Origin of the sequence: Cytobacillus sp. (assembly GCF_964223445.1) — a bacterium.
Classification (GTDB): Bacteria; Bacillota; Bacilli; order Bacillales; family Cytobacillaceae; genus Cytobacillus.
In genome coordinates, this window is record NZ_CAXQGS010000147.1 from 1 (window position 1) to 15,398 (window position 15,398).

The following is a 15,398-nucleotide window of genomic DNA, read 5'->3' on the forward strand; positions in this document are numbered from 1 at the left end:
CCCGAAGCCCTTCCTGTAATTATAGGAACTGTAAAAGATGGGTGATGATTTTAGGAGAGAGCTGCTCTTAAATTACCGTCCGACCAAGTAAAGGAGATGAGTTCGGAATGATAACGATTGAACGGACTTTTAATGCATACTTAGACGAAATGCACCTCATTACGATCATTCTTCCTTTCAGTTATCATCAGGGACGTTCTTCCGGGTTCTCTCTCCTTACTGACTGGGAAGAAGAGCTTCCTGTTGAAATATTGAAAAGCATGCCGATTGAGGATGCCATTAAATATACATGCAGAATAGATCATGAAGTGGAATTCGGGAAACAATATTGGGTAGTGGATGAATATGGAGGAAAAACAGATCTGCAAATTGGTGCCGTTATTCGAACAAGTGATTTTGATGAGAAATTCTATTATGATGGTCCACTGGGGTTCTCGTACAGCAAAGAAAAGACGCATTTCAGGCTCTGGGCTCCGACAGCTGCAAAGGTAAAACTTAAGCTTAAAGGAGCATTGGAGGAGGAAGCTGAGCTTATTCAGATGGCGAGAGAAGAAAGAGGAGTCTGGAGCTGTGAAGTAAAAGGAGACCTGGATCGTTTTCTTTATTCTTTTCTTGTATGCATTAATCTGGAGTGGAAAGAAGCTGTTGATCCATACGCAGTATCTTCAGCTATAAATGGGGAATATGGTGCGGTAGTCAATCTGGAAAATACTAAAATAAAGAAGCCGGAGCTTCCGCCGCTTCTGCAGCCGACAGATGCCATCATATATGAAACACATATTAGGGATTTTACCATTCATCCCGAGAGCGGGGCAGCAAATAAAGGCCTCTATTTAGGAGCGGGAGAGACAAACACAGTTGGCAGAGATGGGGAGCTGACATGCCTGTCATATGTCAAGGAGCTCGGTATTACTCACATTGAGTTTCTGCCTGTCCATGACTTTGAAGGTGTGAATGAAAAAAGTCCAAAAGAAGAATACAACTGGGGTTATAATCCGCTCCATTTTAATGTTCCGGAAGGAAGTTATTCTACTGATCCTCTAGATCCATATTCGCGGATCAGAGAATTGAAAGCCTTAATTCATGCAGTTCATTCTCAGGGACTTAGAGTCATTATGGACGTAGTCTATAATCATGTTTATATTCGCGAGCATTCTTCTTTTGAAAAAATCGTACCGGGTTATTTCTTCCGGCATGATGAATATGGAATGCCGTCAAATGGTACCGGGGTTGGAAATGACTTTGCCTCTGAACGCATGATGGCACGGAAATTTATTGTTGATTCTGTAACATACTGGATGAAGGAATATCAAATTGATGGGCTCAGGTTTGATTTGATGGGTATCCTCGATATTGAAACGATGAATGATGTTCGCCAGAATGCGGAGTCGATTGACCCATCCGTCATTATTATTGGCGAGGGATGGGATTTGAATACCCCTATACCGGATGACCAAAAAGCAAGCATCCGCAATCAGGAAAAGATGCCGGGAATTGGCCAATTCAATGACTGGTTCAGAGATTCCATCAAAGGCAGTACGTTTAATTTATATGATAAAGGATATGCATTGGGGAATGACCATTACTATGATGCGGCAAAGCAGGTATTGGGTGGAAGTATAGGCCTTGAAAAAAAGGAAAAAGGCATTTTCCTTTCCCCATCTCAATCTGTAAATTATGTAGAATCCCATGATAATCATACTCTGTGGGATAAAATACAAGTTTGTTCTGAAAATGCGGATCATCATGTGAAGCAGCAAAAGCACCGCTTGGCAACTGCAATCGTACTTCTTTCACAGGGAATTCCATTTCTGCATAGCGGACAGGAATTCTTTCGGACCAAAGCAGGAAATGGAAACAGCTACCGTGCCCCAGACTCCATCAATAATCTGGATTGGGAGAGGAAATCCATTTACTTAAATAATGTTAAGTATATTAAAGGGATGATCAGCATTAGAAGGTCAATTCCTCTTTTCAGGCTTGCCAATGCAGAAATGATACGGAATTCCATGAGGTTTCTGGATATAAAAAAACCGCTAATAGGTTATGTGTTAACAAGCAGTGAACAAAATGCCGAGTGCAGCGATGCCGCCGTTTTTATCAATCCTCTAATGACGAAAGAAGAAATTTTTCTCCCCGAAGGGGCTTGGGACCTTATTGCGGATGAACGTGAAGCCGGTATATCCACTATTCGCAAGATTAACACCAGATTTGAAATGCCGCCATTGTGTTCATATGTATTGGTTTGCAGAAAATAGAAGAAAACTGAGATGCAATCGGGCTGTTTAGCATTATTTTCTGCAAACATTATCCTTAAATTGAAAATACTGATGAATCGACCAGAAAAATCTTCAATTTTTCTGATGATATTCCGTAAACCTAAATAGATGCACTTGACGAAAAAAGCCAGTAAGAATAAAATTTATAAAGATGGCTATTGTGAGAAACTTACATCAATAGCTCTTTTTTTTATTTTAAGCTCCCAATACATTGCTGATTAGGCATTTGCCCGGTTACTTTGTGCTTTATAGGTGCTTTACTTGATTAACCTGATAAACAGCTTATATTTACGAAAATGCCTTATATTCAAATAGAACTCATCAATACTAAGCAAAGGCCTTTTTATCGGCCATGGCAAAATAAGTCTTGCTGCAAAAAACAGGGCTTATTTTTCAACTCAAGCTATTTTACAACCAATGGCTTACTAAATTGCAGGTGAACAATTTTGGAACATTTATTTGGACATGACTGGGAGATTGTTCCCGCCGGAGGGGCGACAGGGGAAGCCTTCTACGCAAAGCACGAAGAGCAGAGGCTTTTTCTTAAAAGAAACTCTTCACCTTTCCTGGCGGTTCTGTCTGCGGAAGGAATCGTCCCGAAACTTATCTGGACAAAAAGAATGGAAAATGGGGACGTAATAACTGCCCAGCAATGGCTTAATGGAAGAGAGCTCAAAGCTTCTGACATGAACCAGGAAAGCGTAGCAAAGCTTTTGAGGAAAATTCATTCTTCAAAGCCGCTGCTTGGTATGCTGACAAGAATGGGAAAGTCTCCGCTGCAGCCCGAAACCCTTTTGCGTTTGATTGGGGAAGAACTGGATTGTGACCTGAAGGAGCAGGCTGCCGTTATTCAGTCTGTCGATTTCCTGAAAAAAGAGGTTTCACATATCCGCTGTGAGGAAAATACGGTGTGCCATTGCGATGTGAATCATAACAACTGGCTGCTTTCGGAAAACAACCAGCTGTACTTGATTGATTGGGATGGAGCCATGATAGCAGATCCGGCCATTGATCTGGGTATGCTATTGTATTGGTATATTCCTAAAGAAGAATGGCCAAATTGGCTTGAGCGATATGGCATTCAATTGTCAGATGATTTGCTGCTCCGCATGAAATGGTATGTGATTGCACAGACTTTGACATCTATTCAATGGCATAAAAATAAATTTAGATACCAGGAAATGAACAAGTGGCTTTCCTACCTGGATGAACTGCTTTAGGATTTACGAAAATTGATCAATATCCTGTACCCATTGTGATAATTCATTCTGATGCGATTCAATGTGAGTATCCAATTGGGAAGAATTGATCCCGTGCTGACTGTATTCATAAATTTCTTCTAATACTGTTTTAACGTTTTGATTAATGTTTCCGTTGATCATTAATGATTTAACCAATCGTTCCAATTGTTCACATTCTGAAACAGAGCCACAGCAATCTGTCTGATGATTGCTTAAAATATCTTTTAATAAATTTAATTGATCCTGGTATCCAAGCGGCATGAATAACATCCTTTCTATTGAACCTGAAAATAAAAACAAAAGGAATTCACTTTTAGGTTGTGGATTCCTTTTTTATTTATTCATTGGCGATTGTAATTTAGGTGTTTGGATGCCATTGGGTTAAACTACAAACAAGGGATGAAACAATTCAGTAATTCCCCTTAAATTAAAGTTGCATCACTTTGATAGGCATGATATTGTTTGAACGATATTAATTTTTAGGAGTGTCATAATGCGACAGCGAAATAAACCTTGGGCGAAAGATAAATTAGCCGAATATCCGCAATATGTAATTTCAGAACCTGAAAAATATAAAGGAAAGTGGAATGAAGCATTCGATAAAAATCAGCCCCTTCATATAGAAATTGGGACAGGAAAAGGCCGCTTCATAACTGGTATGGCAACAGCAAACCCGAATATCAACTATATTGGGATTGAACTGGCTGAAAGCGTCATTGTCACTGCTCTCGATCGTATCATCGAGGATGAACTTCCAAATGTAAAGCTTCTGAATGTGAATGCCAATGATCTTCGGGATTACTTTGAAAAAGACGAAGTCAATCGTGTCTACCTCAATTTCTCAGATCCATGGCCAAAGAAACGCCATGCAAAACGCAGGCTGACTTATCGAAGCTTCCTGGAGATTTATGAAGATATCCTTGGAGATAAGGGAGAAATTCACTTTAAGACTGATAACCAGGGATTGTTTGAATCATCTCTTATGAGTTTCTCCGAGTACGGCATGCTTCTGACATTTGTCAGCCTGGACCTTCACAATAGCGATTATGAAGGAAACATAATGACCGAATATGAAGAGAAGTTTTCTTCAAGGGGGAGCCGTATATTCCGATGTGAAGCCCAATACAGATAAGCAAGTCTATCCAGATGGATAGGCTTTTTTATTGATATTGCAATATTGGCTGTTAGCATGTGTGTTAAATAATCTAAATATTTCTATAAGTAAGCGCTTAAATGTTAATATGAGATATAGGGAAAGCGAGCGCTTGCTCAGAAAACTTAAATGGAGGAGATAATGATGGAAGCATTGGAGTTAAAGAACGTAAATCTGTACTGGCTTCGCGGAGGTGTCACACACCTTGATGGAGGGGCCATGTTTGGAGTAGTCCCTAAGCCTTTGTGGTCTAAAAGATATCCCTGCAATGAAAATAATCAGATCGAACTTAGAACAGATCCCATCCTTATTCAATTTGACGGTAAAAATATTCTAGTCGAATCGGGTCTTGGAAACGGGAAGCTGAATGATAAACAGAAGAGGAATTTCGGAGCGCTTGAAGAGTCTTTTGTAGAACAGGATTTAGCCAAGCACGGTTTGTCATCCGAGGACATTGATTATATCCTTATGACGCATCTTCATTTCGATCATGCCTGCGGACTGACCAAACCGGAAGAAGGAAAATTTTCTTCTGTATTTCCAAATGCCAGAATCGTTGCATCACAAGTGGAATGGGAAGAAATGAAAAATCCTAATATCCGCTCAAGGAATACATATTGGAAAGAAAACTGGGAGTCTATTCAGGATCAAGTGGAAGTCTTTGAAGGAGAGTGGGCGCTCGGACCTATTAAATTGGTGCATACAGGCGGCCATAGTGATGGACATTCAATACTTGTTATAGAAGATGAGGATGAGACCGTCATTCATATGGCTGATATCATGCCGACTCATGCCCATGCAAATGTACTATGGGTTCTCGCTTACGATGACTACCCGATGGATTCCATAAGCGCCAAGGAAAAATGGATTGGATACGGGCTGAAAAAAAATGCATGGTTCACTTTTTACCATGATGCTTTTTACCGGGCAGTCAAGTGGGATGAATCGGGAAACATGCTTGAGAAGGTGGAAAAGAAACAAAGTTAAAAAATCCCCGTCCGGGGATTTTTTAATACAGACTCGGCTGCTGATGATTAATGAAGTGGAAAAACGTCCAAAATGGTTCCAGTTTCTGCGTCGGCAATGAATTCATATTGCTCGGCTTCTTCACCTGAAAACCTCGATATGCCGCCCTTATAAACTTGATATTTTAAATGTCCTTTTTCATAAGGTTCAGCTTTCATATGAATCCATGATCCGCTTATCGGTCCTTCCTGTTTAAATGCATCCTTTGCATTCGCCAAAGCTTTCTCCGGGGAAACAGCAGTTTTTTGCGAGAGCAATTCCCTTGCTGCGTATCCGCTTGCCAAACCAACCCCAACACCTAACATAAATGACTTCCAATTCATAATTGCACCTCCCCAGGCTGATGATAAAAAAGGCTGTTCATTTTTACATTTTTTTCTGTTTTCCAATTCTATCTTATCAAAAATAGGCATGAACTAAAATAAATAATACACAGCTTAAATTTCGCCAACCGAAGTTTCCTGCCTGAAATGGTGGAAAGACGTATGAAAGTTCTGTAAAATGAAATTATACATATCTGCATAGCCAAATTGGAAAGTGATAAAGGAGAAGAATAATGAACGAAAAAACATTGCAGCTTTTTAAAACATTGACAGAGTTGCCAGGGGCACCTGGCAACGAGCATTTAGTACGAAAATTCATGCGTGAACAAATCGGCCTGTATACAGAAGAAGTCGTTCAGGATAAGCTTGGAGGCATCTTCGGCGTAAAAAGAGGCGATCAGAGCGGCCCGACTGTAATGGTGGCAGGCCATATGGATGAAGTTGGATTCATGGTCACTTCTATAACTGATAATGGCATGATCCGTTTTCAGACACTGGGAGGCTGGTGGAGCCAGGTTCTGCTGGCACAAAGAGTCCAAATTATTACGGATAATGGATCTGTAACAGGAGTTATCGGTTCAATTCCTCCGCATCTTTTAGACGAAGCAAAGCGCAGCAAGCCGATGGAAATGAAGAATATGCTGATTGATATTGGTGCAGATGACCGCGAAGATGCAAAAAGAATAGGCATTAAGCCAGGACAGCAAATTCTGCCGATTTGTCCATTCACACCAATGGCAAATGAAAAGAAAATCCTGGCGAAAGCATGGGATAACCGTTATGGCTGTGGTTTGGCGGTGGAACTTTTAGAGGAAGTCCAGAATGAAGCACTTCCCAATATTCTTTATTCCGGAGCAACTGTTCAGGAAGAGGTTGGCTTAAGAGGTGCACAGACAGCTGCGAATATGATCAATCCTGATATTTTCTTTGCATTGGATGCAAGCCCTGCCAACGATATGACCGGGGATAAAAACGAGTTCGGACACTTAGGCAAAGGAGCTCTGCTGCGGATACTTGACCGTTCAATGGTAACGCACCGGGGCATGAGGGAATTTGTACTGGATACAGCCGAAACGAACAACATCCCATATCAGTATTTCATCTCACAGGGCGGAACAGACGCCGGAAAAGTTCATGTATCCAACGAAGGTGTTCCAAGTGCCGTAATCGGCATTTGCTCCCGCTATATCCACACACATGCATCTATTGTGCATGTCGATGATTATGCAGCGGCAAAAGAATTGCTTGTAAAACTAGTAAAGGCTTGTGACCGTTCAACAGTAGATACCATCCGTCAAAACAGTTAAGCAGATGAGACAGCAGATGCTGTCTCTTTTTCCTGTAATATGAAAGGAGTTCTCATGAAAGTCATCATTGGTTCAAAAAATCCCGCAAAGATTTTGGCAGTACAAACTGCTTTTAGCCATTATGAAGCTGCAATTATTTCTGAAAATGTGCCCTCAGGAGTGAACGACCAGCCATTCTCGGACGACGAAACCATAAAAGGGGCCATTAACAGAGCATATGGAGCACTCCAAGCATCCGGCGGACAAATTGGCATTGGCCTCGAGGGCGGTGTGCAGAAAACAGATTACGGGCTATTTCTCTGTAATTGGGGGGCTCTGGCGGAAAAAGGGCATCCTCCTATTATTGCTGGCGGAGCCAGGATTCCTCTTCCAGATGGGGTTGCAGCCCGGCTTTTGGCTGGCGAAGAACTTGGCCCTGTAATGGATGATTACGCCAAAAAAGAAAATGTCCGAAAACATGAAGGAGCTGTTGGTATTTTTACAAATGGGCAGATTAATCGTGCTGACATGTTCTCACATGTCATGAAGCTTCTTGTAGGGCAATATGAAAATAGAAAAAGGGGCTAGCTTGGTGCTAGCCCCCTTTTTCTATTCGGTTTCGAAGATGTATGACAAAACTTTCAAGGCCTGGTTGACCGTTTCAACTGTCACATTTGCTTTACTTGAAAGCTCCTTTAAAGGGTGATGCAGCTCATTAGGGCGGATGAGGATCAGCGGTTTTCCAAGTGCAGCAGCTGCACTTGCGTCCATGGCAGTATTCCATTGCTTATACTTTTCACCAAACAAAGCAATCACCAGATCTGCTTTTTGCATAAGAAGCTGGGTTCTTAAGTTATTGATGCTTGAAGCGGCTTCATCACGGAAGATTGCATCCGGCTGCTTCCCGAGAATTTCCTCTCCGATCATATCAGAACGGTCATGGTTTTCCATTGGCCCTGTAAAATGAACAGGAAGCTGAAGTGATTTAGCTTTCTCCTTTAATTCATTGCGCCAATTGGAATGTATCTCACCTGCTAAGTAGACGGTTATTTCCATTCTTTTTCCTCCTTTATGCAATATTCTTATATTTTAACATTTCTTCTAAGAAGTAACGCAGTGAAAAGGCTCTCAATCCTGACCTGAAGGGTTGTCAGACTATTAAGAAGAAATGTATGATAGGGAAGGATATGAGATTCCATGCAAGGAGGGGACTTTAAAGTGCATAAAAGATTTACCGCAGCCTTGCTCTTATTTATTTCATTAATACTGCTCAGTGCCTGTTCAGCATCGTTGGAAGAAGAGCAAACCGCCGCAAAGAATGCTGCAGAGGAAACATTTAACCAATCACCTGAAAAGACAAACCATGAGTTTGAAGATATAGAATATTATTTGCCTTTTGGCTACGAAGTAGAAAAGGAAAGTCCAAATAACATCATTTTAAAAAATGGCTCCAAACGGTATATCCTGTTTTACAACCAGCATGAAGGTCCGGACAGCAAGATTGTTTATGATGCTACCCTAAAGCAGAAAGATGAATTTGAAGTTAAAGAGACGTTTGCAAAAGATGGACATCATGGCTTCCTGTTAATCGACAGCGGAAAAAAAGACGAACATGAATTAGTCGTCGGGATTGGCGGTGTAAAATTATCTACGCAGGCTGCAACCGGAAATTTATCCTCTGAGGCTGCTGCGATGATGGAGATAGCTAATTCTGTCCAGGTGAAGAACTAAAGCGAAGGGTGATGTCCTTCGTTTTTGTTTTGTTTTTTAAGGAATTAATTTTTAATAAATATGATAGAAAACCTCTATTAAAAGAACAATAAGAATACAAAAGATTTTATATTACAAGTGTCTTTACATGTGTTATCTTATAGTTGCAGAACTTTTACATAGGGGGAAAATAATGAGAGCCTTTCTGAATAGAAAAGGGGTAACCCTTTCACCTAAAGTCTATTTTATAGATGCCCTGAGCAGTATGGCGCTTGGATTATTCGCTTCGCTGATCATTGGGCTGATTATTAAGACAATCGGCGAACAAACTGAAATCAAATACCTGCAGGATATGGGCACTCTGGCTATGGGGCTGATGGGCCCTGCAATTGGCGTTGCAGTTGCATACGGACTTAATGCGCCGCCGCTTGTTATCTTTTCCGCCATTGCCAGCGGTGCTGCCGGTGCGGCTCTTGGTGGTCCGGCAGGGAGTTTCGCTGCAGCTCTTATTTCCACAGAACTTGGAAAACTGGTCAGTAAGGAAACAAAGGTTGATATCATTGTAACACCGCTTGTTACAATTGTGACTGGTTATATCGTTTCAACATTAATTGGCCCAGGGATCGATTATGGAATGAAGAGCTTTGGCAGCTTGATCATGTGGGGGACAGAGCAAAGGCCAATCATCATGGGCATCATTGTGGCGGTATTAATGGGCCTTGCCTTAACGGCTCCCATTTCTTCAGCCGCTATTGCGCTTATGCTTGATCTGCACGGTGTTGCAGCAGGAGCTGCTACGATTGGCTGTGCAGCGCAAATGGTCGGCTTCGCAGTGAGCAGCTTCAGGGAAAACAAGATGGGCGGATTAGTAGCGATTGGAATTGGAACATCCATGCTGCAGGTAGCCAACATTATTAAAAATCCGCGCATACTCATTCCTCCAACTGTTGCCGGTGCTGTTCTCGCACCCTTTGGAACAACTATCTGGCTAATGGAAAACAATGCTGCTGGAGCGGGAATGGGTACAAGCGGGCTGGTTGGCCAGATAATGACTTTTACAACGATGGGCTTTGGTTCAGATGTTTGGATGAAGGTCATTATATTGCATTTTATTGGACCGGCAGTTATCAGCCTGATATTATCTGAATATATGAGGAGAAAAGGCTTGATCCAACATGGAGACATGCATATCAGCACAGGGGGCGAAAGAAAATGAAAAAACTGGAATCAGAAGAACAATTTAAGGAGATGCACAGCAATGGGAAACATATTTTCATGTTTTCAGCTGACTGGTGTCCAGATTGCCGGGTTATTGAACCGATATTGCCTGAAATTGAAGCAAAATATAATGAGTACACTTTTATTTATGTAGATCGCGATCAATTCATTGATCTTTGCATTGAGCTTGATGTCTTTGGGATCCCAAGCTTCATTGGATACAGGGATGGCCAGGAACTCGGCCGCTTTGTCAGCAAAGACCGTAAAACCCAGGAAGAAATTGAGAATTTTATTCAAACTCTGGAAAACTAATCCTATTACATGTAGTGTTCAATTTTTTACTTTGATAACTGTCTAGCGCAAGCAGCCTACCCCCCTCGAGCCTACAAGCCGCTCCTCCCAAAAAGGCAAAGTACGCCTTTCCGTGAGGCTCGACTTGTGCTTGTCGGGGGTGGGCAAGGCGCTTCCGCTTATAGACCCTCCTGCATCTCTTTTGAGCAGGAGGGTTTATTAGTGTAAAATGATAGTCGGAAATCAATCCCCATAAGGAGGGGCTTATATATGAAAATGGATAGCAAAAAGATGAAAAATGAATTGGAGCAGCGCTTAGCAAAAGAGAACCGGACTTTCTCTTTTGACAGGGAAAAAGATCAGCTCAGGATTGAAAATAAGGACACTGGAAAAGGAATTACCATCTCTCTTCCAGGTATTATTGCTAAATGGCAGGAGCAAAAGGAAAAAGCGATTGACGAAGTCGTTTATTATGTAGAGGAAGGCCTGGAAGCAATGGTGGAAGATGCCCATTTGTCGGGCCATGAAAAAAATATTTTTCCAGTCATCCGATCAACTTCTTTTCCAGGTGAGTCGCAGGAAGGAATTCCTTTTTTGACAGATGAACATACTGCTGAAACACGAATTTACTTTGCGCTCGATCTCGGAAATACGTATCGCCTCATTGATGCAAAGCTAATGGAAAAAGAGGGATGGGATCCGGAAAGGATTAGAGAAACGGCTCTTTTCAATGTAAGATCCCTGTCAACAGATATGAAGTCGGATACTGTTGCAGGAAATACTTTCTATTTCTTAAACAAAAATGATGGGTATGATGCCAGCAGAATCCTGAATGATTCCTTTATTAAAGAAATGGGCAGGAAAGTAGAAGGATCCATGGCCGTTGCCGTACCGCATCAAGACGTATTGATCATTGCTGATATAAGAAATGAAACAGGCTATGACGTTCTTGCCCAGATGACTATGAGTTTCTTTGCGAGCGGCAGAGTTCCCATTACGTCCCTTTCATTTCTATATGAGAATGGAGAGTTTGAACCAATATTTATTTTGGGTAAGAATAAGAAGAAGTAGTTTTTTAGGGTCACAGCAATGTGGTCCTTTTTTGTTTAACGAGCTGATTCCTTTTGAAAACAAGACAATAAACCCCCAGGAGAGATGAATCATTGCCGAATGGTATATAAAGCAGTAAATTTAAGTGAAAGTCATGCAGTATCGGGTAAAAAGACAGGTACTTCCAGATATGAATCTATAATCACCCGCCTGAGTCAAAAGTATGTCTGCAGCCTTTAGTTTGTTTGTAAAATTACCCATTCTGCCTTTATAAGGACTCATTCTCGGATTTCTTATTCAAAATCTGTGAATAACTGCTAAAATAAATAGATAGTCTAACAAAGTTTTTAATAGAAAGAGTTGATATAAATGAGCTGGATTAAAAAGCTATTTCATATGTTTAAAAATGATGAAGAAGATTATGAGGAATTTGAAGAACATGCAGATGAGCCTAACTATGAGAAACAGCCGACTTCTAAAAATACGAAAGAAAGCTCAAGAGACATAGATGCTAAAGTAGTCTATCAATATCCCAAAGGCCAATTCCGTTTTCCGGTCATACCTGACCATGAAGCAGAACGGGAGAATAAGGGACAGCATAGACAGGATCATAATAGACAGAATCATAATCGTGGGAAGACTGTTAATAAAACTGAAAAAAGACATACAAGGACAGGAGAAACGGAATGGCAGAGAAAGCAGGCTGAAACTCCAATCCATGAAAAAAGGGTGCCTCGTTCCGCAGATAGGGAGCGGCAAAGAAAGTCTGCGCCATTACCTGTCACTGAAGAAAAAATTCTGACCCGTAACGAAAGAGAGGCTGCCAACAAGAAAAGGCCTTTCCAGCCAACAGAAATTCCATCGCCGATATATGGATTTAAGAGACCGCGGCCAAATGATCAGAAAGGTAAATCTGATAACGGGGAACAGGAATATAACCACAGGGAACTTACATACGATGAGGTTATGCGCAAAATTCAGCAGGTTCCTCCTAATCGGCAGAAAGTAACCGAAGCTGTTTCAGATAAAGAAAGAAAAGCTGTTATTTCCGATAAATTGGAAGCTTTCCAGGCACAGGCTTCTGCATTGGAAACAGAGGAGCCTGCAGCAAAAAAATACAAAATAGGTGAAGCGTCTGAATTAATGTTTGAAGTTCCGGAAGATAACCAAGAAACAGAGGTGCATGAAGAAGAAGCACATCCTGCGTGGCAAGATCATAAGGAAACTGCCAGGCAGACTGGATCTTCCAAGCCCGACGATGAATTTCAAAATAGTGAGGATCGCATCGGTCATAAAAAAGAATCTGAAATCAGCAGATCACTCGCAAACTTGATTGAAGAGGCTCTGCATGAAGAAGAAAAAGGAGAATACACAGGTGAACTTTCAGTACAGAGCGAATTGAGCACTCATGCCGTTCTTGAGCCGGAAGCTGAAGAGGGTGCAGAGAAAAATGAATTCCTTCATGATTTAGGGATTGATGCTAAAAGTGATCCGGAAGAGTTTATTCATATAAACTTAGAAGAGGAAAACTCACATGCAGAAGGACCGGAGACGATTGATAAAGCTGAATTAAATTCCGATCCTGAAGATAGCGGTAAATTAACAGGCTCGTTCTCTTCTCAGGCTGAACTGATTTCTGAAAGAAACAGGGCTGAGGATGCTGAGCGAAATCAGACTGCAGATGCAAATGAATACTTAGAAACAAAAGCAAAGCATGCTGCGTCAAACCCGCAGCAGGAAGAAGATGTTCAGGAAGTGAAGGAGCCTTCATCAAGAGGGTCAATTCCATTCAATGTCATCATGCTGAACAATGACAGAAAAAAACTGAATCAGCAGGATAAGATGGCAAGACCGTCTGATGAAAAAAAAAATAATATCGCTATGTTTCCGTCAGAAAATATCCAGCAGTCTGCTGCTGCAGCAGAAAAGATCGAGGATCATCCAGCGGAGAACCATTCGCCTATCGAAGAACAGTCACCGCCTGCCCTGGAATCGGTACGAACTGAGGATAAACAGAATTATCTGGCGGATGAAGAAATTTTTTATTACCAATTTCCTTCCCAGACATTGCTGACACCGCCAGTAATCATGGAGGAAGCTTCCGATTGGCTTTACGAACAGGAACAGATGTTAAACTCCACACTGCAAAATTTCAATGTCAGGGCGAGGGTGGTTAATGTTACGCAAGGACCTTCTGTAACAAGGTTTGAAGTACAGCCTGAACCAGGCGTCAAGGTGAATAAAATTACGAACCTCTCAGATGATATAAAGCTGAGTCTGGCAGCAAGGGATATTCGGATTGAAGCGCCAATACCAGGAAAGCATACAATAGGCATTGAGGTTCCGAACCAGAGCAGCCGTCCGGTATTTATTAGTGAAATTATCAGCACCCCGGAGTTCCGGACTGGCCAATCCCCATTAACGGCAGTGCTGGGGCTTGATATATCAGGGAAGCCGATTGTGACGGATTTACGGAAAATGCCGCATGGTTTGATTGCCGGTGCAACGGGATCAGGGAAGAGTGTTTGTATTAACACGATCCTGGTAAGCTTGCTGTATAAGGCTAGTCCCGATGAATTGAAGCTTCTTCTGATCGATCCAAAAATGGTCGAACTTGCCCCATATAATCGAATTCCGCATTTGGTCAGTCCGGTTATTACCGATGTAAAAGCAGCAACTGCTGCTTTGAAGTGGGCTGTCGAGGAGATGGAACGCAGATATGAATTGTTTGCCCATGCCGGTGTGAGGGATATAAACCGTTTTAATGAGCTGGCAGAAGAGCAACAGCAATATTCAGAGAAGCTGCCATTTATGGTCATTGTAATTGATGAGCTGGCAGACTTAATGATGATGTCGCCGGCCGATGTAGAAGAAGCCATTTGCCGGATTGCACAAAAAGCCCGTGCGTGCGGCATTCATCTGATTATTGCAACCCAGCGTCCTTCCGTGGATGTTATTACGGGCTTAATTAAGGCGAATGTGCCTACAAGAATTGCATTCTCCGTATCATCTCAAATCGATTCAAGAACAATCATTGATATAAGCGGCGCCGAAAAACTGCTTGGCCGGGGGGATATGCTTTTCCTTGAAAATGGATCCTCCAAGCCAGTGAGGCTGCAGGGGACATTTGTATCAGATAAAGAAATTGATGATGTGGTAGCCCATGTACGCAGGGAACGCGATCCCGATTACTTATTTGAACAGGAAGAACTTCTGAAAAAAGCCCATGCCATAGAAGAAGAGGATGAACTGTTTTTTGAAGCATGCGAATTTGTTGTTGATCAGGGAGCGGCTTCCACTTCAAGTCTGCAAAGAAGGTTCAAAATAGGCTATAATAGGGCAGCCAGGCTGATTGATATGATGGAAAAACAAGGGTTTATTTCTGAAAATAGAGGCAGCAAACCAAGGGATGTCCTTATTACAGAAGCTGATCTTGAATCCATACATGAGACTAGTACATTAAATTAATACATGGTATTCTTTACTTGCATGTTTAAAATAATATGAATAACAACTACGATAAAGTGAAACTTCAATCAGTGGGGGGCTTTATCCCCACTGATTGTTAGTTGAACCAATCGGGCCTTTACGGGCAGTTTGCCCCCTCATCCTCCATTGATTCCTCTGAGTCTTGAAATGGGGGCTTACTGTTCGTTAGACTGCGATAAACGAAGAAAGCATTCTTAAGCTGGCAGGCTGCCGGCATAGATGCCTGCTTCTTGCAAACTCAAGTCAGCAGGCACACCTGCTTTCTTTGTGGATAAATGTATCTATATTTTTGAACTTCGAGAATTGTCTAGCTCCAGCGCCTACCCCCTCGA

Annotated in this window: 14 protein-coding genes; 11 read left to right on the forward strand and 3 right to left on the reverse strand. The window is 41.8% G+C overall.

What is annotated here, in order from left to right; genetic code table 11:
* The first annotated feature begins 107 nt into the window (after positions 1-107).
* A complete protein-coding gene (gene pulA, locus ACEQ1T_RS25285) occupies positions 108-2,258 on the forward strand; it encodes a type I pullulanase (RefSeq protein ID WP_370225320.1) in 2,151 nt (716 codons plus the stop codon).
* Positions 2,259-2,725: 467 nt separating this feature from the next.
* Positions 2,726-3,499 (forward strand): phosphotransferase, encoded by a 774-nt coding sequence (locus ACEQ1T_RS25290; protein WP_370225321.1) that lies wholly within the window; start codon positions 2,726-2,728, stop codon positions 3,497-3,499.
* Positions 3,500-3,502: 3 nt separating this feature from the next.
* Here the strand turns inward: ACEQ1T_RS25290 and ACEQ1T_RS25295 are convergent, their stop codons facing one another.
* On the reverse strand, positions 3,503-3,781 hold the full coding sequence (locus ACEQ1T_RS25295; RefSeq protein WP_370225322.1) for a YtzH-like family protein: 279 nt from the start codon (positions 3,779-3,781) through the stop codon (positions 3,503-3,505).
* A 232-nt stretch (positions 3,782-4,013) separates the two neighbouring features.
* Between ACEQ1T_RS25295 and trmB the strand changes: the two genes are divergently transcribed.
* Together trmB and ACEQ1T_RS25305 are read left to right on the forward strand one after the other, a co-directional pair.
* Positions 4,014-4,652, forward strand: a complete 639-nt coding sequence (trmB, locus tag ACEQ1T_RS25300; RefSeq protein WP_370225324.1) for a tRNA (guanosine(46)-N7)-methyltransferase TrmB — start codon at positions 4,014-4,016, stop codon at positions 4,650-4,652.
* 165 nt (positions 4,653-4,817) lie between these two features.
* Positions 4,818-5,660 carry an MBL fold metallo-hydrolase gene (locus ACEQ1T_RS25305; RefSeq protein WP_206839320.1) on the forward strand — a complete coding sequence of 281 codons (843 nt, stop codon included), beginning with the start codon at positions 4,818-4,820 and terminating at the stop codon, positions 5,658-5,660.
* Positions 5,661-5,707: 47 nt separating this feature from the next.
* On the opposite strand, the gene ACEQ1T_RS25310 is transcribed toward ACEQ1T_RS25305, so the two are convergent.
* Positions 5,708-6,022: a PepSY domain-containing protein gene (locus ACEQ1T_RS25310; protein ID WP_009333347.1), complete on the reverse strand. Its 315-nt coding sequence runs from the start codon at positions 6,020-6,022 to the stop codon at positions 5,708-5,710.
* A 233-nt stretch (positions 6,023-6,255) separates the two neighbouring features.
* On the opposite strand from ACEQ1T_RS25310, the gene ACEQ1T_RS25315 reads away from it, so the two are divergent.
* A complete protein-coding gene (locus ACEQ1T_RS25315; RefSeq protein WP_206839181.1) occupies positions 6,256-7,329 on the forward strand; it encodes a M42 family metallopeptidase in 1,074 nt (357 codons plus the stop codon).
* 54 nt (positions 7,330-7,383) lie between these two features.
* Positions 7,384-7,896, forward strand: a complete 513-nt coding sequence (locus ACEQ1T_RS25320; protein ID WP_370225325.1) for a DUF84 family protein — start codon at positions 7,384-7,386, stop codon at positions 7,894-7,896.
* A 21-nt stretch (positions 7,897-7,917) separates the two neighbouring features.
* On the opposite strand, the gene ACEQ1T_RS25325 is transcribed toward ACEQ1T_RS25320, so the two are convergent.
* Entirely contained in the window at positions 7,918-8,364 is a 447-nt protein-coding gene (locus ACEQ1T_RS25325; RefSeq protein ID WP_206839177.1) for a YtoQ family protein, read from the reverse strand.
* A gap of 162 nt (positions 8,365-8,526) precedes the next feature.
* On the opposite strand from ACEQ1T_RS25325, the gene ACEQ1T_RS25330 reads away from it, so the two are divergent.
* The 5 genes from ACEQ1T_RS25330 to ACEQ1T_RS25350 all read left to right on the forward strand — a co-directional run bounded on the left by ACEQ1T_RS25330 (position 8,527) and on the right by ACEQ1T_RS25350 (position 15,045).
* Positions 8,527-9,039, forward strand: coding sequence for a hypothetical protein (locus tag ACEQ1T_RS25330; RefSeq protein WP_206839175.1), 513 nt, complete (start codon positions 8,527-8,529; stop codon positions 9,037-9,039).
* Positions 9,040-9,211: 172 nt separating this feature from the next.
* A complete protein-coding gene (locus tag ACEQ1T_RS25335) occupies positions 9,212-10,234 on the forward strand; it encodes a PTS transporter subunit IIC (protein WP_370225327.1) in 1,023 nt (340 codons plus the stop codon).
* Positions 10,231-10,548, forward strand: coding sequence for a thioredoxin family protein (locus tag ACEQ1T_RS25340; protein ID WP_370225329.1), 318 nt, complete (start codon positions 10,231-10,233; stop codon positions 10,546-10,548). Before ACEQ1T_RS25335 ends, ACEQ1T_RS25340 begins: the two co-directional genes overlap by 4 nt.
* A gap of 249 nt (positions 10,549-10,797) precedes the next feature.
* Positions 10,798-11,598, forward strand: a complete 801-nt coding sequence (locus tag ACEQ1T_RS25345; RefSeq protein WP_370225331.1) for a DUF1444 domain-containing protein — start codon at positions 10,798-10,800, stop codon at positions 11,596-11,598.
* 348 nt (positions 11,599-11,946) lie between these two features.
* The gene (locus tag ACEQ1T_RS25350; protein ID WP_370225332.1) at positions 11,947-15,045 is read left to right on the forward strand and encodes a DNA translocase FtsK; all 3,099 of its coding nucleotides are present in this window, start codon (positions 11,947-11,949) and stop codon (positions 15,043-15,045) included.
* Positions 15,046-15,398: the final 353 nt, after the last annotated feature.

What these genes read in the sequence shown, in the direction of transcription:
- pulA (WP_370225320.1), top strand. Translation starts at nt 108, where the DNA reads ATGATAACGATTGAACGGACTTTTAATGCATACTTAGACGAAATGCAC.
- ACEQ1T_RS25295 (WP_370225322.1), bottom strand. Translation starts at nt 3,781, where the DNA reads ATGCCGCTTGGATACCAGGATCAATTAAATTTATTAAAAGATATTTTA.
- trmB (WP_370225324.1), top strand. Translation starts at nt 4,014, where the DNA reads ATGCGACAGCGAAATAAACCTTGGGCGAAAGATAAATTAGCCGAATAT.
- ACEQ1T_RS25305 (WP_206839320.1), top strand. Translation starts at nt 4,818, where the DNA reads ATGGAAGCATTGGAGTTAAAGAACGTAAATCTGTACTGGCTTCGCGGA.
- ACEQ1T_RS25310 (WP_009333347.1), bottom strand. Translation starts at nt 6,022, where the DNA reads ATGAATTGGAAGTCATTTATGTTAGGTGTTGGGGTTGGTTTGGCAAGC.
- ACEQ1T_RS25315 (WP_206839181.1), top strand. Translation starts at nt 6,256, where the DNA reads ATGAACGAAAAAACATTGCAGCTTTTTAAAACATTGACAGAGTTGCCA.
- ACEQ1T_RS25320 (WP_370225325.1), top strand. Translation starts at nt 7,384, where the DNA reads ATGAAAGTCATCATTGGTTCAAAAAATCCCGCAAAGATTTTGGCAGTA.
- ACEQ1T_RS25325 (WP_206839177.1), bottom strand. Translation starts at nt 8,364, where the DNA reads ATGGAAATAACCGTCTACTTAGCAGGTGAGATACATTCCAATTGGCGC.
- ACEQ1T_RS25335 (WP_370225327.1), top strand. Translation starts at nt 9,212, where the DNA reads ATGAGAGCCTTTCTGAATAGAAAAGGGGTAACCCTTTCACCTAAAGTC.
- ACEQ1T_RS25340 (WP_370225329.1), top strand. Translation starts at nt 10,231, where the DNA reads ATGAAAAAACTGGAATCAGAAGAACAATTTAAGGAGATGCACAGCAAT.
- ACEQ1T_RS25345 (WP_370225331.1), top strand. Translation starts at nt 10,798, where the DNA reads ATGAAAATGGATAGCAAAAAGATGAAAAATGAATTGGAGCAGCGCTTA.
- ACEQ1T_RS25350 (WP_370225332.1), top strand. Translation starts at nt 11,947, where the DNA reads ATGAGCTGGATTAAAAAGCTATTTCATATGTTTAAAAATGATGAAGAA.